The sequence below is a fragment of the Variovorax sp. 01N429 genome (genome assembly GCF_056399425.1).
Map to the genome: position 1 here is coordinate 41,925 of NZ_JBFTRG010000026.1, position 18,696 is coordinate 60,620.

The window sequence follows — 18,696 nt, forward strand, 5'->3', positions numbered from 1 at the left end:
GAGCGGGTGTTCAGGGCGAAGTTCCAGTGCGAAATCAGGATGCCCATCCAAGCACCACGCGCCGGCTGTTGGCGCTCTTCTTCTCGATCTTCGTCACGACGACCGAGCCGATCTCGCGCGTGTTCGCCACGTGCGTTCCGCCACAGGGCTGAAAGTCGATCTGCTCGGATTCGCCGATGCGGATGGTGCGAACGGTTCCGGAACCGCGCGGCGGCTGAACGCTCATGCTCTTGACCAGCGCCGGGTTGGCGTCCAGTTCGTCATCCGTGATGGCGCCCACTGCGAGAGGATGGCCGGCAGCAACAAGCCTTGCGAGACCGGCGGTGAGCGTCTCCTTGTCAAGCGGCTCCGTCATGTGGAAATCGAGGCGAGCGTACTCGGGGGTGATGGAGCAGCCGTTGACCGGCTGAGGAACCAAATGGCAAAGCAGATGCGTGGCGGTGTGAAAGCGCATCAGCTTGTGGCGGCGCTCCCAGTCAATGTGCGCGGCTACGGGTTCGCCGGGCTTCAGGGTATCGAGAATCGCGGACTGTTCGGGCGCCGGCACGTGCAGGATGTCCGTGGTGGGCCTGCCCTCGACATCCTTGGCCTTGCGTGTATCGGCAATGGCCAACCGGCGGCCACTGCTGGGTTCGAGCCATCCGCTGTCGCCCGCCTGGCCGCCACCCTGCGGATAGAACACGGTACGGTCGAGCACGACGGCACCTTCCTCGATCCTCAGGATGCGGGCTTCACAATCGCGCAGATACGCGTCGGCGCGAAAAAGATCGTCGGTCATTGCCCGATGGTAGCGGTGCGGGCGCGGCGGGGTGTGCCCACGCTCGAAAGCGCCCGTCGCCGACAGTCGGACGCGGCGAATGCCTCAAGATGCATGGTTACAGATTGAGATTGGACGGACCTCGACCCATGAAGACCATGCTCCGCATTCATGCCCGCTCCGCGATCGCCCCGCTGGCCCTGCCGCTGGTTATTGCGATCTCGTTGAGCGCTTGTGGCGAGGCCGCGAAACTGCCGCCGGACGCCGGCATCGGCGCAACGCCCGAATTGCCTCCGCCCACGAGCACGCTGATCCCCACGCTCAACATCGCGCCTGCCATCGGCTGGACGGACACTGCCGGCCCGACGGCTCCCGAAGGGTTTGCGGTGACACCGCTTGCCCGGGGGCTCGACCATCCGCGGATGGTCTACACATTGCCAAACGGCGATGTCCTCGTCGTCGAAAGCAACAAGCCGCCCCCGCCGGAAGGCAGCCATGACGGCGGCGACGGCCTGATGGCGCGCATCAGGGCAAAGGTCCAGGAGGTCGTCCAGAACCGCGCGGGGGCGGGCGTGCCGAGTGCCAACCGAATCACGCTCCTGCGGGATTCCAACGGCGACGGCGTGGCCGATGTGCGGCAGGTGTTCATGGAGAACCTCAACTCGCCTTTTGGCGTGGTCCTGGTCGGCAACGAGTTGTTCATCGCGAACGCCGATGCGCTGGTGAAGGTTCCGTACGCCGAAGGCCAGACGACCGTCACGGCGACTCCGACGCGGGTGACCGATCTGCCCGCGGGCATCAATCATCACTGGACCAAGGACGTCGTCGCGAACAGTGACGGGTCCAAGCTCTACGTGACGGTCGGCTCGAACAGCAATGCCGGTGAAAACGGTCTTGCGGCCGAAGAAGGACGAGCCGCGGTGTGGGAGGTCGATCCGAAGACCGGGCAGAAGCGCCTCTTTGCCGGCGGCCTGCGCAATCCCGCCGCGGCGGCCTGGGAGCCCGAATCGAAGAGTCTCTGGGTGGTCGTCAACGAGCGTGATGAGCTTGGCAGCGATCTCGTGCCCGACTATCTCACTTCGGTGAAGGAGGGCGCGTTCTATGGCTGGCCGTGGAGCTACTACGGTGGGCATGTCGACAATCGCGTCGTCCCGCAGCGACCGGACATGGTCGCCAAGGCGATCGCACCTGACTACGCCCTTGGCTCGCACCGGGCGCCGCTCGGCGTCGTCTTTTCGAGCCCGCGAGGGATGCCGGCGCAGTTCGCCAATGGCGTATTCATCGGCGAACACGGTTCATGGAACCGCAAGCCGCTCGCGGGCTACAAGGTGGTGTTCGTGCCCTTCGTCGGCGGTCGCCCGAGCGGTCCCCCGGTCGACTTTCTCACCGGCTTCTTGAATGCCGACCAAAAGGCGCAGGGTCGGCCCGTCGGCGTTGCACTGGACAAGAGCGGCGCGCTTCTGGTCGCCGATGACGTGGGCAATACGGTTTGGCGGGTGGCGAAGAAGAAGTAGAAGCAGAAGCAGAAGTGGAACCCCTCGCAGGGCACTAAGATTGCCCGGATGAAAGCTCCCCCCAGCCGCTACTGGTCTCGATTCACGACGCGCGACTTTCGCGCGCTCGATCCGGCGACCACCGTTGCAGTGCTCCCGTTGGGCGCCACGGAGCAGCACGGTCCGCATTTGCCGCTCAGCGTGGATTCGACGCTTGTGGATGGTATCGTCGAGGCTGCCCTTCCGCTGCTGCCGCCCGATCTGCCGGTGCTGTTCCTGCCGACCCAGCATGTTGGCCTGAGCCCCGAGCACGCACGCTTCCCCGGCACCCTCACTTTGTCTTCGGAAACGCTGATCCGTTTGTGGAGCGAGATTGGCGCCTGCGTTGCGCGTGCCGGCGTCAGAAAGCTGGTGCTCTTCAACGCCCATGGCGGGCACGTCGGTGCGATGGACATCGTGGCGCGCGAACTTCGTGCGGCGCACGGTCTTATCGTCTACAGCGCGAGCTGGTTCAACCTGCCGCTCGGAGAGGCTGCCACTCAGTTCAGCGACGATGAGCATCGGTTCGGCGTCCATGCCGGCGAGATGGAGACCTCGATGATGCTGGCCCTGTCTCCCGGTCAGGTCGACATGGAGGCCGCTCGCGATTTCGGCTCGACTTCGCGACAGCGGGCCGTCGACTATTCGGTCCTTGGCAACGGGCGGAGCGCCAAACTCGGCTGGGCGATGGAAGACTACAACCCAGAAGGCGCCGCCGGCAATGCCGCGGCGGCGACCGCCGAAAAAGGCCGCGCGCTGGTCGAAGCGAGCGCTGCGCAACTGGCAGCCCTGCTGGCGGAAGTGGCGCGTTTGCCGCTGACCACAGCAAACACCGGGCCATTGCCCTGAAGCGTTCGAAAAGCGGATCCGCGGTCCCACGGATCTTCAGCCGGCCGGCAAGGGCCCCGTCGGCGCGAGATCCTTGATCTTGATCGAACCGTCGGGCCGCTCGCAGGTGCCGATCAGGAGACCGCTCGCGATGGCATGCTCTTTCAGCGCGTCGAAAACTTCATCGCGGCCAGGGGTCGCCGAAAAGTCATGCGGGGCGCCCAGCGCGAAGATCTGGAAAGCGTAGCGATGCACGCCGTGACCGGGCGGCGGATCGGGCGGAAGCCAACTCGCCTGAAGATACGAATTGAGGCCCGCACGAAACACCTTTCCTTCTTCGTCGTCGCGCGAAAGCGCACCCTCGGGCAAATTACCATCGCCCGGCGGGAAATTGACTGCGATCGCATGAACCAGCGGGTGCGGCGTCGGAGAGTCCGCGTCTTCCACCAGCAGGACCAGCGAGGTCGAGCCGGTCGGCACCTCGGTCCAGTGCAGCGGTGGCGACTCGCCCTCGCCATCGGCCGTATAGCGCGAAGGCACTGGGGCGTGATCGGCAAAGGCCAGGCTGGCGAGCTTGATCGAAGCCATTCCTTGGCGCAAACCGAGTGTGTTGAAAGCTATCTGGTCGAGACCGGCCCGGACGTCGTGCAGCGCGTGGCCGATCACATCGGGGAGTTTTTCGAGCATGCTGCCTGTATAGCGCGGTCCGACCCATGCGTGTGTAGGACGCCAGGGGGCTCGGGCGCTATCATGAAAACCCCACCGCGACTCTTCGCCGAAGGAACCCTATGAGCATCGTTTGGACCATTCTGATTGGCTTCGTCGCGGGCCTTGTGGCACGCGCCATCAAACCCGGAGATGACTCCGCAGGCTTTATCGTTACCACGCTGATCGGTATTGCGGGTTCGCTGATAGCGACCTACGTGGGTCAGGCCATGGGCTGGTACACGGCGGGTCAGGGCGCGGGATTCATCGCTTCGGTGGTCGGCGCGATCGTGCTGTTGGTCCTTTACGGCCTGATCAAGCGGAAGTGAGTTCGCGCGGCGGCGACACCGCCTCTGGGTGCAGGACATGCCGGTTCGGAAAACACGAAGTCGCCATCACCACCATGTGTACGTGGTGGAACTCGGCGATCAGGTGTGGAATGCCGCGCGCTTTCGCCGCGTGAATCCCGACTACAAGCTGGGCATGCCCTTTGTCTATGTCGGGATGACCGGTCTTGATCCGGACGTGCGCTTTGACAAGCACAAGGCGGGCATCCAGGCCAATGGCTTTGTCCGTGATCATGGCCTTCGGCTTTTGCCGGCGCTCTATGCGATGTACAACCCGATGCCCTACGAGGCGGCCAGGGACATGGAAGTGGAACTCGGCATCGCGCTGCGCCAGGCCGGCTACGGCGTCTGGCAAGGGTAGGTTCTGGACAGGTTCCGAATGGAGAAGTGAGAAGGACATGAACTCCGCCTTTTGCATTGTGACCACCAGCCTCGGCACCGAAGACGAGGCTGAAACGCTCGCGGCCGAGATCGTCGAGCAGCGGCTGGCCGCCTGCGTGCCGGTGCAGCGGGTGCGAAGCCTGTACAGATGGCAGGACACGTTGCATCGCGAGCCCGAGTGGGTGCTGCACATCAAGACGCTCGAGGCACGTTATGCGGCGCTGGAGTCCTTCATCCTCGAGCGCCACAGCTATGAGACGCCCGAGATCATTCGCATGCCGGTTGCCGGCGGATCGGCAGGCTATCTCAGCTGGGTTGAAGGGGGCTGTGTCCCACCCGTTCAGGAGTAGGTCACCCAGTCTTCGTACGCCGGGCCATCAAGGTGCGGCAGCGTGTTGTAGGTCACGAGCATGTGACGCTTCGGCGTAAAGGCAAACTCCGTCACCGCCGTGTTTCGCATGCGCAGGTTCAGCTCGATCGTCGTGGCGGGGCTGGTAGCCAGCACATGGCCCACCGCGGTGCTGATGGGGCCGCCGCTCGACACCACCAGCACCTTCGCGCCGTGGTGCTTGTCTCGAACATGGTCCAGAGCGCTCGTCACGCCCGCGAGGAAATCGACGTAGGTCGGCATGCCGGTTGGCTCTGTCCTACCCTGCATCCAGCTGTCTAGCCCTTGGCGCAGCAGGCGGAAATGGTGCCGGTACATCTCCGGCGTGTCGGCTCGCTCCAGCTTGTCCGGGTGAATGGTCGCAATCAGCGCTTCGCTGTCGTATTCATTCAGTCCCGGCCAGGGAAGGACGTCGTCGCGCTTCAACCCCAAACCTTCGGCGATGCCTTCCCAGGTCTGCCGATGGCGCTTCAAGGTGCCCGTGATGACGGCATCGAACTGCATGCCGCGCTCGCGCCAGTATTCGCCGAGGCGCACCGACTGCTTCTTGCCGAGCGCGCTGAGATTGTCGTAGTCCGCTGCGCCGAAGCTGGCCTGTCCGTGGCGCACGAGATAGAGAGTTCCCATGGCTCGATTTTGACCAGTGGTTCGGAAACTTCAGGTCGCGGCGGCGACGGGAAAGCTGAATACTCAGGAGATCAGGTTGTGTTCGCGCGCAAAGACGTAGATCTCCAGATCGCTCTTGAGACCCAGCTTTGCCATCGCATCGGACTTTTGGCGGCTGACGGTCTTGATGCTGCGCGAAAGACGTTCCGCAATCGCGGACACGGTCAATCCCGAAGCGAAAAGTCGAAGGACTTCGCCTTCGCGCGGCGACAGGCGCGCGAAGGCGCCGACTTCGGTGTCGAACTGGCTTTGCTGAAGGTTGTGCTTGAAAGTGGTGCTGATGTAGTCGCGACCTTGACCCACCGCCTGAATCGCGATCGCGATCTCGTTCATGCCCGAGGCCTTGTCGATCAGGCCGCGCACACCGCTGGCGAGGATGGCGCCGAGCACGCCGACGTTGCTCATCATGGTGAGCACGATGACCGGCATGTCGGGGTACAGGCGGCGGATGCGCTGGACGAGGGCGAGGCCGTCTGCTTCTTCTCCGCCCGGCATCGAAAAATCGGTGATCAGCAAGTCAGCGGGTGTCTCGGCCAGCACGGCGATCAGCGCTTGCGGCGAATCGGCTTCGGCGACGACGGAGATGTCCAAGGCGTCTTTCAACACCATACGCACGCCGGCTCTGATGATTGGATGATCGTCAGCGACGATGACGCGCTTGTTCATGGCAATCCCATGTCGGTTGCTGAAGGGAGCGGGATTGTAGTCTTCGTCTACCACTTACATACGACAAACGAACAGCGGGGTTGCGTGTGCTTTTGGGATCAGGATCCGGTGATCACACCCGCGAACATATCGGCGTCGACATTGCCGCCGGACAGCGCAATGCCGACCGTCTTTCCCTGCCAACGGGAGCGCTGTTGGATTGCGGCCGCAAGCGCGGCGGCACCCGCGCCCTCGGCCACATTGTGTGTGTCAGTAAAAAGAATTCGCATCGCCTCGGCGATTTCGCCGTCGGCGACAGAGACGATGTCGTCGGCCTCGCGCCTGAGCACCTCCAGCGCTTCGGGGACAGGTGTTCGACAAGCCATGCCATCGGCCAGGCGGGTGCTGACGGGTGCCTCGACCACCGTTCCGGCTCGAAATGAGTCGAGATATGCGGTGGCGTGCGACGAGACGACGCCGATCAGCCGAGTAGACACGCCGCAATGTGCGCGGGCAGCCGCTGCGCCCGCAAAGCCGGAACCCAGGCCGATCGGCACGAACAGGACATCCGGCGGAGCAGGCGCCAGGGCCTCGAAGAACTCGATCCAGCCGGTTGCCACGCCGCGCACCAATTCGCGATGAAACGAAGGGACGCGATGCAATCCGTCGCGTTCGGCCAACACGGCGGCGTGCTCGCTTGCCGTCTGGAACTCGTCGCCATGCTCGACCAGGGTCACGCCCAGCGCCCGCATGGCTGCATTTTTTTCGAGCGAGTTGCCATGGGGCACCACGATGGTGGCGGCGATACCGTGGCGTCGAGCGCCAAAGCCGACCGATTGGCCGTGGTTGCCACGCGTGGCACTGACGACATGCCGAATCCGAGGTTGATCGCGTGCCAGCGTCTCGAAATAGGTGAGTCCGCCGCGGAGCTTGAAAGCGCCGATCGGCGTGTGGTTCTCGTGCTTGGTCCAAACCGTGCATCCCAGGCGTTGCGCGAGCAACGGCCATGCGTACTGCGGCGTGGGCGGCATCGCCGAGTGGACGGTGCTCAACGCGGATTCGATCTCTTCGCGGCTGAATCTCATCACTTGCGATCCATTAGGGCGATGCGAACGGCGAGCGCGCCGAGCACGCTGCCCATGACGTACCGCTGCGCGAGGAGCCAAGCTTTGCTCCTCGACAGAAAGCCCGTGATGCTTGCCGCGCCCAAGACCAGCAGCATATTGATCCCGCCGCTGACGAGGATTTGAACCGCGCCGAGCGCCAGGCTCTGCAACAGTACGGAGCCGCGGTCGGGATGCAGGAACTGCGGGAAAAAGGAGAGATAGAACATGGCCACCTTGGGGTTGAGCAGGTTGGTCAGGAAGCCCATGCTGAAAAGCTTGGCCGGCCTGTCGTGCGGCAGCAGTCGTGCTTCGAACGGCGCGGTGCCATTGGGCTTCACGGTTTGCCAGGCCAGCCATAGGAGATAGGCGGCGCCGGCGAGACGGATGGCGTCGAATGCGAAGGGAACGGCGATCAACAGCGCCGTGAGGCCGAGCGCTGCTGCCATCAGGTGCATGACGAATCCGAGCAGCACGCCGGCGAGCGAAATCAAGCCGGCGGCACGGCCCTGGCACAGCGCGCGCGAGACGCAATAGATCATGTTGGGCCCGGGCGTCAGCACCAGTATGAGCGCGGCGAGGCTGAACCAGGCGAATTCGGAGGCGGTCAACATGATCAGATTCCTCGGGAGTGGAGCGCGACGGTGCCGCGCGGCGTGTCGAACACAGCGTGAAGATCGGGTGCGCCGTTCGCCAGAGATACGCCCGTCAGGCCGATCGCGCGGAGCGCAGAGGCGAGGTCCGTCGAACGCGGATGTGCAATGCTCAGCGAACGCAGGGCAACTCGCGAATCGCTCATGCTGTCGCTCGGATGCACGGGGCCCCACTGAATCAATGTCGGCAATGCACCGTAGAACAGTCGCTGACCGTCATCGCGTACCGTGATTTGCCACGACAGGCGACCGGCTGGCGTATCGCGCGATGCCTCGATCACGCGGCCACGATCGAGCCGCTCTTGGCTCAGCATCTGGACTGCGGCATGAACGTCCGCGACTTCTGCGACGAAGTGCACCAGTCGTGGGCCTTCGCGCTCTAGCGTCGCTTGCAGTGCGGCATCGTCCAAGTCGAACCACCGCTGTCTCATTGGGTTCCGCTGCGATGCTGCGGCGGGATCGATCGCAATGACTTCAAGATACAGGCGCGGCGAATCTGCCGCGCCGATCTTCATCAGACGGTTGTGCGTGCCCATCAGAGGGTGCGCGCCGCCAGGACCGGGTAGCACACCGAATGTGGCCTCGCACCACTGCACCCCCTGGTCCAGGGTCGCCGCGGCAATCACCAGATGGTCCAGTCGCGCTTTCATCGCGCTAGCCTAGAGCGTGACGATTCCGTCGATGCAGGTGACCGAGTCGCCGCCCACCCAGACCTGGCCGTCACTGTCGCGCATGACGTGGACGCGTCCATCGCGGCCCAGCACTTGCCCTTGGGTCGCCACGTAGCGTTCCGGGAGATGGCCGTCGGCGATCAGCCATTGCGCGAGGCTGGCGTTGAAGCTTCCGGTGACCGGGTCTTCTTCGACGCCGACCGGCGCTGCAAATCCTCGTACTTCGATGCCCGGGGCCGATTCGTCCGAGCGCACGAATGCTCGCGCTTCGCGATTCGAGCGCGTGATTGGCTGGGGTGATTCAGCTGCAGACAATCCGGCGACACCGACCTTGTAGCCGAGTTCGAACAAGGCGCGATGGTCGGGCTTGAGCGCAAGCACCGTGTCAGCGTCGGCCAGCAGCAGGCCCAGCCAGACAGTGCCGTTGTCCAGCAACTGCGCCGAGACGATCTGTGGAGCGCGGATGCCCAGCGCTGCCGCCACTTTCGCCAGCATCGTCGGACTGGGTGCGCTGCGCCGCAAAGGCGGTGCGGCGAAGGTCAGGCGATCGCCCTCCCTGTGCATCGGCACCAGGCCGCTTTCGCATTGCTGGACGATGCGGTTGCCCGCCTTGGGCTTTCCGCCGGCCTGCAGCCACGCGTGGCAACTGCCGAGCGTCGGATGGCCCGCGAAGAGCAGTTCGCCACCAGGAGTGAAGATGCGCACGCGGTAGTCGGCCGCCGGATCGGTGGGGGGCAGCAGGAATGTGGTCTCGGACAGGTGTGTCCAGGCCGCAAAGCGTTGCATCGTCACGTCGTCGAGCCCGGTCCCGTCGAGCACCACCGCCAGGGGGTTGCCGAAGTAGGGCGTCGAGGTGAAGACGTCGACTTGTTTGAACGGGCGAGTTTTCATCTGTGTCATTCAAGTGGAAGGTCGAGCACGCCGCGCGCACCCGTCCGACTGCGCAGGTCTGCAAACCAGCGCTCCACATTCGGCCACGAGGGGTGCGCATATTCGGTTTGCGGCAGCCCTAACCAGCGATGCGCTTCGCAACCGACCGGGATGTCGGCCATCGAGAACTGGTCTCCAAGCATGAAAGCACGCGTCGAAAGATGGGCGTCCAGCAAAGCGAATAACGGCTCCGTCGCGCGAACTGAATATTCGATCACTTCGGGCTGTCGCTGCGATGCCGGGGTGCGTATCCATTGCTTGAACGCGCCGCCGCTGACCGCATTCAAGGTGGTTTGCTGCCAATCCATCCACCGTTCGGCATCGAAACGTTGAGCGAGGGCTTCCGGGTAGAGCTTTCCTGTCGAATGCTTGGCGCAGAGATAGCGCACGATCACGTTCGACTCCCAGAGTACGACCCGGTCCTCGCCTTCGCCGTCGTCGATCGCCGGCACCATGGCATTCGGATTCAGCTGCAGGTATTCCGGCGTTTGGACGACACCGAATTTTCCACCTGCCTCGGTGCGCTGGAAGTCGAGCCCGAGTTCCTGTGCGCACCAAACTACCTTGCGTACGTTGATGGAGCTGATGCGCCCCCAGATGTTGAGCATGTCGGACTACCTTGGTGCGATCTCAGGTGGGGCTGGCGGCTAACTGGCGCTGAACTTCGGCCGCGGCACTGTGCGCAAGCTGCTCGCGAACCGCATCTGCCAAGGCGGCAATGGCCGTGTCGATTTCGTCGACGCTTGCAGTGACGAAGGAGAGACGCATCGTGCGCGGATCGCCTTCGCCAGCGTAGAAGGGGAGGCCTGGAACAAACGCGACGCCGCGTTCGACCGCTCTGGGCAGGAGCTCGACGCTGTTCATGCCTTGGGGCAGGCGCAGCCACAGGAACATGCCGCCCGCAGGCTTGTTGAATTCGACCTGCAGGCCCTTCATTTCGCGAGTGAGCGCTGCGAGCATCGCATCGCGCTGGCGCTTGTACAGCGCGCGGATGGTCGGCACGTGGCGGCTCAGGAAGCCCTCGCGCATCACTTCGGAGACCATTCGCTGGTTGAAGCTCGGCGTGTGCAGATCGGCCGCCTGCTTGGCCTGCAGCAACTTCGGATAGATCGACTTGGGTGCCACCATGAAGCCCAGGCGCAGGCCGGGCGCAAGCACTTTCGAGAAGGAGCCAAGATAGACGCACCCCTCGGGGTTGCGAGCGGTGAGCGGCAGCGGCGGCGCTTCGTCGAACCAGAGTTCACCATAGGGGTTGTCTTCGACGATGGGCAGGCCTGCCTTTGCCGCCGCGGCCGATACCGCTGCACGCCGCTCTTCAGTCATCGTGCGACCGGTCGGATTCTGGAAATTGGGCAGCAGGTAAACGAACCGCGCGTCATTCGATTTGGCAACCATGTCGTCGACGACCACTCCCTCGTTGTCGCTCGCGACGCTGATGGGGAGGGGCTCCATGGGCGAGAAAGCTTGCAGCGCGCCGAGATAGGTCGGCGTTTCGACCAGCACGTGGCTGCCGGGATCCAGCAGCACTTTGGCGATCAGATCAAGACCTTGTTGCGAGCCGGTCGTGATCAGCACCTGTGCAGGGTCCACGTTCCACGGAAGCATTTCCGCGACTGTTTCGCGCAACGGACCGTAGCCTTCACTGGCAGCGTATTGGAGGGCCGCCTGGCCATCCTTGTGCAGAACTTCGGCGCAGGCTTCGGCGAATTCGCTGATGGGGAAGGTCTTGGGCGAGGGCAGGCCCCCGGCAAGGCTGATGATGCCTGGGCGTTCGGTCACCTTGAGGATTTCGCGAATCACTGAAGGATTCATCTTTTCGGCGCGTGCGGCGAGTTTCCAGTTCATGTCATGACTCCGTGAATGTATGAATCGTTATCGCGAAGCGGTGGCGAGAGCGGCACGGGCCCGCGGTTGCGAAAGCTTCTTCCCCGCAACCACGGTGGCGACCACCGCGGCGGCAAAGCCGAGCGTAACGATATCGAGCGGCTCGCCCAACAGGGGAATGGCGGCGAGGATGGAAAGAAAAGGTTGCAGCAGTTGCGTCTGGCTCACGCGCAAGGCGCCGCCCATTGCCAGGCCGCGGTACCAGGCGAAGAAGCCGACCCACATCGAGAACACTCCGACGTAGACGAAGCCGACCCAGGCGGACCCGGCAATCGGTTGCTGTGGCCAAAGCAACAGCGTTCCCGGCAGCGTCACAGGCAATGCAAGTACGCAGACCCAGCAGATGACACGTTCAGCGCCCAGTGCAGGCGTGACTTGCGCGCCGTATATGTAGCCGAGAGAGGCCGCAAACACAGCTCCAACCAAGAGCACGTCGGCCCATTCGAAGCCGAAGCTCGCGCCTTGGCTGTTCGCGCGCAGCAGCGAAAAAACCAGCACCAGCGCACTGCCTGCGATGGCGCAAAGCCAGAAGCCCAGCCTCGCACGCTGATGCAGCACCCAGGCAGCGCACGCGGCTGTCACGAGCGGCAATAGTGCCGTGACCACGGCGGCATGGCTCGCAGTGACCACACGCAGCGCATAGGCCAGAAGCAGCGGGTAACCGATCGCATTGCCCAGCACGGCCATGACCAGCGCTTTCCATTGATGCGGCCGCGGCAGGGGAGCGCGCGTGCCGAGCAGGAAGATGGCCGAAAGAACGCCGGCGAGGGCCGCGCGACCCAGCGTCACGAACCAGGGCGAGAGTTGCGGCGCCGCTTGCGTGCCTGTGGCGAGCCGTGTCATGGGCAGCGTCACGGCAAAGAAGGCGACACCGAGCACGCCGAGCCACATGCCAAGCGTCTCGTCCTTGATCTTCATACGCCGACCATCCAGCACGCTGTGAGCACAAGTACGGCCGCCATGGCGCGGTTGAACCAGAGCAGCCGGCGGCCGTGCGCCAGCCAGTGGCGGAGCAACGCGCCGGCCACTGCATAGCTGAAGTTGCTGGCGAAGGCGTAGATGAGCATCACGGGCGCAACGATTGCGAAACGGTGCAACGCATCAGCGTGGCCCGCGATCCAGCCAGCAACCAGCGTCAATGCCAGAAGCCACGCTTTGATGTTGAGGAACTGAAGCAGAACGCCCTGCTTGAAGCCGACGTCGAGTTGCTCGCTATTTCCGTTTGCCTGCGCAAGCGTGGCGCTTCCACTGAGCTTCCATGCGAGCCACAGGAGATAGAGGATGCCGAAGGCCTTGATGACCAGCCGCAAGGATGGGGCCGCCACCACAAGGGCCCCGATGCCTGCTGCGCAAAGCAGCAGCAACAGCGTCCATCCGACAGGGACGGCGATCACGAATCGCATGGCATGCGGCAAGCCTCTGTTGGCAGCCAGAGCCGTGGACAGAGTGGTGTTTGGCCCTGGCGAAAAACTCATCGCCGTGGCCAGTACCAGCAGCGTGGTGAATTCTTGCCAGTTCATAGGCCACAGTCTAAACTCATGACCATTACAGTTCCTATACAGTTTCTCAAACAATGAAGGCAGTCTGTATTGGTCTGATGATCAACACAGAACCGAATCGCATGCTGACACGAACGTCCACACAGTCGCTCACAGGGCAGCTCGCCGATCGCTTTGCCGAACGTATCCGGGACCGCCTGCTCGCCCCGGGGGCGCGCTTGCCTTCTGTCCGTGAATGTGCGCGGCAGCAGGGCGTCAGTGCGCACACGGTGGTTGCAGCCTACGACCAGCTTCTTGCTCAGGGGTTGGTCGAGGCGCGGCGTCAAAAAGGCTTCTATGTGCGTGATTCTGCTGCGCCCGCCGGAAACGCGCCTGCCCGCATGACCTTTGCCGCGCAGCCACCGCAGGCGCAGACGGTCGCAGCAGACGCCAGCATGTTGATCCGCGGCATGTTTTACCGGCCCAGCGACAAGCCACAGCCCGGCATGGGTGTGTTTCCGCCCGATTGGCTGGAATCGACCTTCATGCCTGCGGCCGTGCGTCGCGTGACGAACACCAAGTCGCTGCAAGAGTTTTCGCTGCAGTACGGCGAGCCAGCGGGCGACAGTGGGCTCCGGCGAAGCCTGGCCACCAAGCTTGCGCGCATCAACGTACCGGCGGGTCCCGAGCAGATCGTGACCTCGGTGGGCGCTACGCATGCGCTGGACATCGTGAGCCGGACATTGCTGCGGCCCGGAGATCCGGTGATGGTCGAGGAACCCGGGTGGGCGCTCGAGTTCGCGCGGCTCCAAGCGCTCGGCATGCGAATCCTGCCCGTCCCGCGCCATGCCGACGGCCCGGACCTGGACGTGATGGAGCGCTATTGCAACGCGGGCGAAGGTCACCGTCCCAAGCTCTTCGTGAGTGTCAGCGTGCTGCACAACCCGACCGGGTACAGCCTGTCGCCCGGCAGCGCCCACCGCGTCCTCCAGTTGGCCAACAAGCACGACTTTCACATCGTCGAAGACGACACATACAGCCACCTCGCGCCCGAGTACGCGACCCGTCTTTGCGCGCTCGACGGCTTGCAGCGCACCATCTATGTCAGCGGATTTGCAAAGATCCTCGCGCCCAACTGGCGCATCGGTTTTCTGGCGGCTTCACCGGAGATGGTCGGGCGACTTCTGGAGACGAAGCTGATCGCGACTTTGACCACGCCGTCGTTGTTGGAGCGAGCATTGGCCTGGTGCATCGATCAAGGTCAATTGCGCCGGCACGCAGAGCGAATTCGACTGCGCCTCGATGGCGCACGCGGGCGCACAGTCAAGCTGGCCCTGGGTGCGGGATGCACGCTGGCTTCGGAACCCGCTGGACTTTTCGGCTGGCTCGACACGGGCGTCGACACGGATGTACTGACGCAACGCATGCTCGACGAGGGCTATCTGATCGCGCCAGGCTCGCTATTTCATGCAAGACGACCTCCGACCACGCTGATGCGCATCAACTTCGCAACGGGGCAGGATGCTGCATTCTGGCGAGTATTCACCCGTGTGCGGGATCAGGTCTAGGCGCCGAGAAGCGCCTCTCAAAGCAGTTTGTCGGGGGCGAGTGGACCCAGCAGTTTGAGCAGCAAACGCAGACTGGCACTGGTGTCGGGCTCGGACATGGCGTCCGCCACCCCGCTGCCTGCCGGCGCCCGCCAAACCAGATGGCCATCGCGTTGCTCAACGTGCCATGCACCCTCTCGAAAGGCCTTCTCGATATTGTCGGTCGCTATCCGTGAAAGCTCATTGCTTCGAATCAGCAATGCGATTTCCGTGTTCTGAAGTTGCGAGCGCAGATCGAGGTTCATCGAACCGACCACCAGAAGACGCCCATCAAGAACCAGCACCTTCGAATGGAGCATCGACCGTGATTCGCCGGCAACGTTGCTCCCTGCGCCGAGGGCGCTACTCAGGCCCGCTTGTTCGCTGCGCAACTCGTAGAGTTCGATGCCCATCGAGAGAAGTTCCTCCCGATGCCGCGCGTAGCCCACATGAGCGATGGGAGCGTCATTTGATGAAAGCGAGTTCGTCAGTACGCGAATACTGACGCCGCGTGCGCGAGCGGCGGCGAAGGCATGTTTGATTTCCGGACCGGGGACAAAGTAGGGAGAGATGATCAGCAGGTCGTGTCGGGCGAGGCCGATCAGTTGCAAAAGGCCTTCGACGACGGTGTCGCCGTCTTCTGCAGCGTTGGCTGCCGCATCCATGGAACTGTTCGGGCGCGAGCCTGGAGGACGTGCCGACTTGCCGCTGACGACCGGGGCCTGTGCAAGTTTGGAGTCGCTCGCATCTGATTTTGATCCGTCGAGGGGAATCTTGTTTGGCTTATCGACGAGTACGACCGCGGGAGCCCATACGAACGCGGCCTCGCGGAGATCCATCGGTTGTTCGTCCCATGCGTGAGCACGCTGAGCGGCGGAGGGGGGTGCACCATCCACCTGAGGCGGTGCGGCGCCACTCGGGGCGCGTTCTCGCTCTGTGGCGTCCGCCGCCCGTGCGTCGCTGCGCAACTTGTCGAGCTCTTTGCGCGTGACGAGGGACTGCACCGGATAGGCTCGCTCGTTGTTCCAATAGGCGTCGAAGGTCCGTGAAAGGTCGCGCACAATCCGTCCTGCCGCCAGCACATCGAGGTCAATGAAGTTTGCGCTCTTGTCGTTGCCGAAGTAGGCATCCCCCAGGTTGCGGCCCCCCGCGACAGCCATGACGTTGTCGGCGATGAACAGCTTGTTGTGCATGCGCTGCTGAATGCGAGAAGCATCGTCGAGCGAGCTTACGAGGCGCCCCAGAGTCGAGTCTCTCCCACCGACCAAGGGATTGAACATTCGCATTTCAATGTTGGGCTCCAAGGCGAGACGCATCACAAGCGCGTCGCGGCCCGTGCTGTGGAAATCGTCGAGGAGTACGCGCACATGCACGCCCCGCCGGGCCGCTTCGCGTACGCCAATGAGTAGACGCGCCGTGCTCGCGTCGGCGTGAATCGCGTAGTACTGCAGGTCCAATGTCTTCTGCGCGCCTTGTACCAGCGCGAGTCTGCTTCCGTAGGCGGCCTGGGGCCCCTCGAGCAGGAGGAAACCGGAGTCGAAGCGGGTGGCTGCAGCCTCTTGGCGTTGCCTGACGATCGCGGCCAAAGGAGTGTCCGAGGCTGTCGCTAAAGCTGTTGAGACCGGCCTCTGCACGTCCTGGGGCAGCTGTGCGCAGGCGGAGAGACACAAGACAAAGCCGGATGCCACGCAAAGGCGCAGGGCCATTGCGGCGCACCGTCGGACCATCCGGAATGAATGCATGCGGGGTCTGTAAAGTCAGGACGCCGCATGCTAAGCGCGGCCATAGCCCAGCTCGCGTCAGACAATAACGCCGTTATCCCTCGCCGGCCGCGCCGAGTTCTTCCCAACGTTCGAGGGCCGCCAGCAACTCTTCTTCGATCTTTGCGTGGCGTTCGGCAAGCTCGGCTGCTCGAGATGGATCATTCGCGTAGATGGCGCTGCCATCCTGATCCAGCGCGTCGGCGATGCGCTTCTGCTCGTCTTCGAGAGCTGCGATCTGCGCGGGGAGCAGTTCGAACTCTCGTTGTTCCTTGTAGGAAAGTTTTTTCTTCGTCCCCGTGCGCTGCGGTGCAGCAGGGGCTGGCGGAGGTGCTGCCGCGACAGGGGCCGCCGCCACGGCTCGCTCCTCTGCAATCTCTCGTGCACGCTTCGATTGGGTCAACCAGTCCTGCACGCTGCCTTCATACTCGCGCCACTTGCCGTCGCCTTCGAACGCGATCGTGCTCGTGACCACGTTGTCCAGGAAGGTGCGGTCGTGGCTCACGAGGAACACGGTCCCGTCATAGTTCTGGAGTAGATCCTCAAGGAGCTCCAGTGTGTCGATGTCGAGATCGTTGGTCGGTTCGTCCAGAACCAGCACATTTGCGGGACGCGCGAACAGACGCGCCAGCAGCAGCCGATTGCGTTCTCCTCCGCTCAACGACCGTACAGGCGAATGGGCGCGTGCGGGTGAAAACAAGAAGTCTGCAAGGTAGCTCTTCACGTGTTTGCGCTGACTACCGATCTCGATCCATTCGCTTCCTGGACTGATGAAGTCTTCCAGCGTTGCGTCGAGGTTGAGCGCATTGCGCATCTGGTCGAAGTAGGCCACTCGCAGATTGGTCCCGCGTCGAATCTTCCCGCTGTCCGGCTCCAGTTCGCCGAGGATCAACTTCAACAGGGTCGTCTTGCCTGCGCCATTGGGGCCAATCAAACCTACCTTGTCGCCGCGCAGGATCGTGCTGGTGAAGCCGCGGATCACTGGCTTGTCGCCGAACGTCTTGGAGGCGTCAGTCAGTTCAGCGACGATCTTTCCGCTGCCTTGGCCGGATGAGACGTCCATGTTGACGCTTCCGAGCACGTCCCGCCTTGCGGCCCGGTTCGCCCTCAGTGCCTCAAGGCGATTGATGCGGCTCTGGCTTCGCGTCCTGCGCGCTTCGACTCCCTTGCGGATCCAGATCTCCTCCTGGGCCAGCAGCTTGTCGGCTTTTGCGTTGATTACTGCTTCCCGTGCAAGCTGCTCGTCCTTCTGTACGAGATATTGCTCGAAATTGCCCGGATAGGAGTTCAGCTTCCCCCGGTCCAGTTCCAAGATACGGGTCGCCACCCGGTTGAGAAAGCTCCGATCGTGCGTGATCGTCACCACGCTGCCCTTGAAGTCGATTAACAACTGCTCGAGCCACTCGATCGAGTCGAGATCAAGGTGATTGGTAGGCTCGTCGAGAAGCAGCACGTCGGGTGTGGCGACGAGCGCTTGCGCGAGCGCCACGCGTTTGCGCGTACCGCCGGAAAGCGAACCGACCCGCGCCGCGCCGTCCAGATGAAGGCGATGCAATGTTTCCTCGACCCGCTGCTCCCAGTTCCAGGCATCAAACGCTTCGATCTGCGATTGAAGCGCATCGAGATCAACACCCGGCGCGCCGGACAGGTATTGATCCCGAATGGCGATCACTTCCGACAGCCCTGCGCTCGCAGCTACAAAGACGTTGGCCTCCATGTCGAGAGATGGCTCTTGCGCAACGTAGGTAGTCCTTAGCCCTTGTTGGACCTGGAGGGTCCCGTCATCGGGCTTCTCCAATCCCCCGATGATCTTGAGAAGTGAAGACTTGCCGGCACCGTTGCGGCCGATGAGGCCGATACGTTCCGATTCCACGAGTGAAAAGTCCGCGTGATCCAGTAGCGGGACGTGTCCGAATGCCAATTGGGCGTCGAGAAGAGTAATGAGTGCCATGTATGGACTGCATTATCTGAGTTGGGCACCACGCTTGACCGTGATGACCGCTCTGAGCGGAAGGGGCCGAATGCCTCCACGCACAACTGAAAGCGGGCCTATGATGGAGAACTCGGCCGAGCGTGGTGAAGGATTTTGTAGGACGCCGTTCAACCGCATTCGACCGGGACGAGTGTGCAGGATCGCTTTAAAAGCGTGGCATAATCGAGAGCTGCGCTGGATTGGCTGCCTTAACGCTCGTGAGAAAGCAGGCCAAGCAGGCGAAGACCTTTGAATTGATATGGTCTTTTTACCGTGTCATAATCGAAGGCTCCGCTAAACACGGATCTTGATGTTGCTCTCCGGGGTGGTATTGAGATGAGCGGAGAGGGGGAAGAAAAAAACTTCAAAAGTTTTTCGAATCTTCTGAAAATCGTGTAATAATAGAGGGC

At 62.9% G+C, this 18,696-nt stretch carries 20 protein-coding genes; 6 read left to right on the top strand and 14 right to left on the bottom strand.

Going from position 1 to position 18,696, the window contains the following annotated elements; genetic code table 11:
- Window positions 1-34: 34 nt before the first annotated feature.
- On the bottom strand, window positions 35-778 hold the full coding sequence (locus AC1DSF_RS28675; protein WP_478183910.1) for an alanyl-tRNA editing protein: 744 nt from the start codon (window positions 776-778) through the stop codon (window positions 35-37).
- A gap of 137 nt (window positions 779-915) precedes the next feature.
- On the opposite strand from AC1DSF_RS28675, the gene AC1DSF_RS28680 reads away from it, so the two are divergent.
- Together AC1DSF_RS28680 and AC1DSF_RS28685 are read left to right on the top strand one after the other, a co-directional pair.
- Window positions 916-2,271 carry a PQQ-dependent sugar dehydrogenase gene (locus AC1DSF_RS28680; protein ID WP_478146339.1) on the top strand — a complete coding sequence of 452 codons (1,356 nt, stop codon included), beginning with the start codon at window positions 916-918 and terminating at the stop codon, window positions 2,269-2,271.
- Window positions 2,272-2,319: 48 nt separating this feature from the next.
- The gene (locus tag AC1DSF_RS28685) at window positions 2,320-3,138 is read left to right on the top strand and encodes a creatininase family protein (RefSeq protein ID WP_478128743.1); all 819 of its coding nucleotides are present in this window, start codon (window positions 2,320-2,322) and stop codon (window positions 3,136-3,138) included.
- 36 nt (window positions 3,139-3,174) lie between these two features.
- Here AC1DSF_RS28685 and AC1DSF_RS28690 read toward each other — a convergent pair whose 3' ends face one another.
- A complete protein-coding gene (locus tag AC1DSF_RS28690) occupies window positions 3,175-3,804 on the bottom strand; it encodes a YbhB/YbcL family Raf kinase inhibitor-like protein (protein WP_478183911.1) in 630 nt (209 codons plus the stop codon).
- A 101-nt stretch (window positions 3,805-3,905) separates the two neighbouring features.
- Between AC1DSF_RS28690 and AC1DSF_RS28695 the strand changes: the two genes are divergently transcribed.
- From AC1DSF_RS28695 to cutA, 3 genes are read left to right on the top strand one after another with little or no spacing between them, the layout of a single operon-like run.
- Window positions 3,906-4,151, top strand: coding sequence for a GlsB/YeaQ/YmgE family stress response membrane protein (locus tag AC1DSF_RS28695; RefSeq protein ID WP_286571615.1), 246 nt, complete (start codon window positions 3,906-3,908; stop codon window positions 4,149-4,151).
- Window positions 4,152-4,188: 37 nt separating this feature from the next.
- Window positions 4,189-4,530, top strand: coding sequence for a hypothetical protein (locus AC1DSF_RS28700; protein ID WP_478128745.1), 342 nt, complete (start codon window positions 4,189-4,191; stop codon window positions 4,528-4,530).
- 37 nt (window positions 4,531-4,567) lie between these two features.
- Entirely contained in the window at window positions 4,568-4,900 is a 333-nt protein-coding gene (gene cutA, locus AC1DSF_RS28705; RefSeq protein ID WP_478183912.1) for a divalent-cation tolerance protein CutA, read from the top strand.
- On the opposite strand, the gene AC1DSF_RS28710 is transcribed toward cutA, so the two are convergent.
- From AC1DSF_RS28710 to AC1DSF_RS28755, 10 genes are all read right to left on the bottom strand, one after another.
- Window positions 4,891-5,565: a histidine phosphatase family protein gene (locus AC1DSF_RS28710; protein ID WP_478128747.1), complete on the bottom strand. Its 675-nt coding sequence runs from the start codon at window positions 5,563-5,565 to the stop codon at window positions 4,891-4,893. The genes cutA and AC1DSF_RS28710 overlap by 10 nt on opposite strands.
- A gap of 63 nt (window positions 5,566-5,628) precedes the next feature.
- Window positions 5,629-6,270, bottom strand: coding sequence for a response regulator (locus AC1DSF_RS28715; protein ID WP_478128748.1), 642 nt, complete (start codon window positions 6,268-6,270; stop codon window positions 5,629-5,631).
- A gap of 98 nt (window positions 6,271-6,368) precedes the next feature.
- Window positions 6,369-7,334: a threonine dehydratase gene (locus AC1DSF_RS28720; protein ID WP_478128749.1), complete on the bottom strand. Its 966-nt coding sequence runs from the start codon at window positions 7,332-7,334 to the stop codon at window positions 6,369-6,371.
- A complete protein-coding gene (locus AC1DSF_RS28725) occupies window positions 7,334-7,966 on the bottom strand; it encodes a LysE family translocator (protein WP_478128750.1) in 633 nt (210 codons plus the stop codon). The genes AC1DSF_RS28720 and AC1DSF_RS28725 overlap by 1 nt, the downstream gene beginning before the upstream one ends.
- A gap of 2 nt (window positions 7,967-7,968) precedes the next feature.
- The gene (locus AC1DSF_RS28730; protein ID WP_478146331.1) at window positions 7,969-8,655 is read right to left on the bottom strand and encodes a VOC family protein; all 687 of its coding nucleotides are present in this window, start codon (window positions 8,653-8,655) and stop codon (window positions 7,969-7,971) included.
- A 9-nt stretch (window positions 8,656-8,664) separates the two neighbouring features.
- A complete protein-coding gene (locus AC1DSF_RS28735; RefSeq protein WP_478183913.1) occupies window positions 8,665-9,567 on the bottom strand; it encodes a PhzF family phenazine biosynthesis protein in 903 nt (300 codons plus the stop codon).
- A gap of 5 nt (window positions 9,568-9,572) precedes the next feature.
- Window positions 9,573-10,214 (bottom strand): glutathione S-transferase family protein, encoded by a 642-nt coding sequence (locus AC1DSF_RS28740; RefSeq protein WP_478128754.1) that lies wholly within the window; start codon window positions 10,212-10,214, stop codon window positions 9,573-9,575.
- Window positions 10,215-10,236: 22 nt separating this feature from the next.
- Window positions 10,237-11,451, bottom strand: a complete 1,215-nt coding sequence (locus tag AC1DSF_RS28745) for an aminotransferase-like domain-containing protein (RefSeq protein ID WP_478128755.1) — start codon at window positions 11,449-11,451, stop codon at window positions 10,237-10,239.
- Between the two features lie 27 nt (window positions 11,452-11,478).
- Window positions 11,479-12,408, bottom strand: coding sequence for a DMT family transporter (locus tag AC1DSF_RS28750; RefSeq protein WP_478183914.1), 930 nt, complete (start codon window positions 12,406-12,408; stop codon window positions 11,479-11,481).
- Entirely contained in the window at window positions 12,405-13,010 is a 606-nt protein-coding gene (locus AC1DSF_RS28755) for a LysE family translocator (protein WP_478128757.1), read from the bottom strand. Before AC1DSF_RS28755 ends, AC1DSF_RS28750 begins: the two co-directional genes overlap by 4 nt.
- A 101-nt stretch (window positions 13,011-13,111) precedes the next feature.
- On the opposite strand from AC1DSF_RS28755, the gene AC1DSF_RS28760 reads away from it, so the two are divergent.
- A complete protein-coding gene (locus tag AC1DSF_RS28760) occupies window positions 13,112-14,536 on the top strand; it encodes an aminotransferase-like domain-containing protein (RefSeq protein ID WP_478128758.1) in 1,425 nt (474 codons plus the stop codon).
- Between the two features lie 17 nt (window positions 14,537-14,553).
- On the opposite strand, the gene AC1DSF_RS28765 is transcribed toward AC1DSF_RS28760, so the two are convergent.
- Window positions 14,554-16,260 carry a phospholipase D family protein gene (locus AC1DSF_RS28765; protein WP_478128759.1) on the bottom strand — a complete coding sequence of 569 codons (1,707 nt, stop codon included), beginning with the start codon at window positions 16,258-16,260 and terminating at the stop codon, window positions 14,554-14,556.
- 109 nt (window positions 16,261-16,369) lie between these two features.
- Window positions 16,370-18,265: an ATP-binding cassette domain-containing protein gene (locus AC1DSF_RS28770; RefSeq protein ID WP_478128760.1), complete on the bottom strand. Its 1,896-nt coding sequence runs from the start codon at window positions 18,263-18,265 to the stop codon at window positions 16,370-16,372.
- Between the last annotated feature and the right edge of the window lie 431 nt (window positions 18,266-18,696).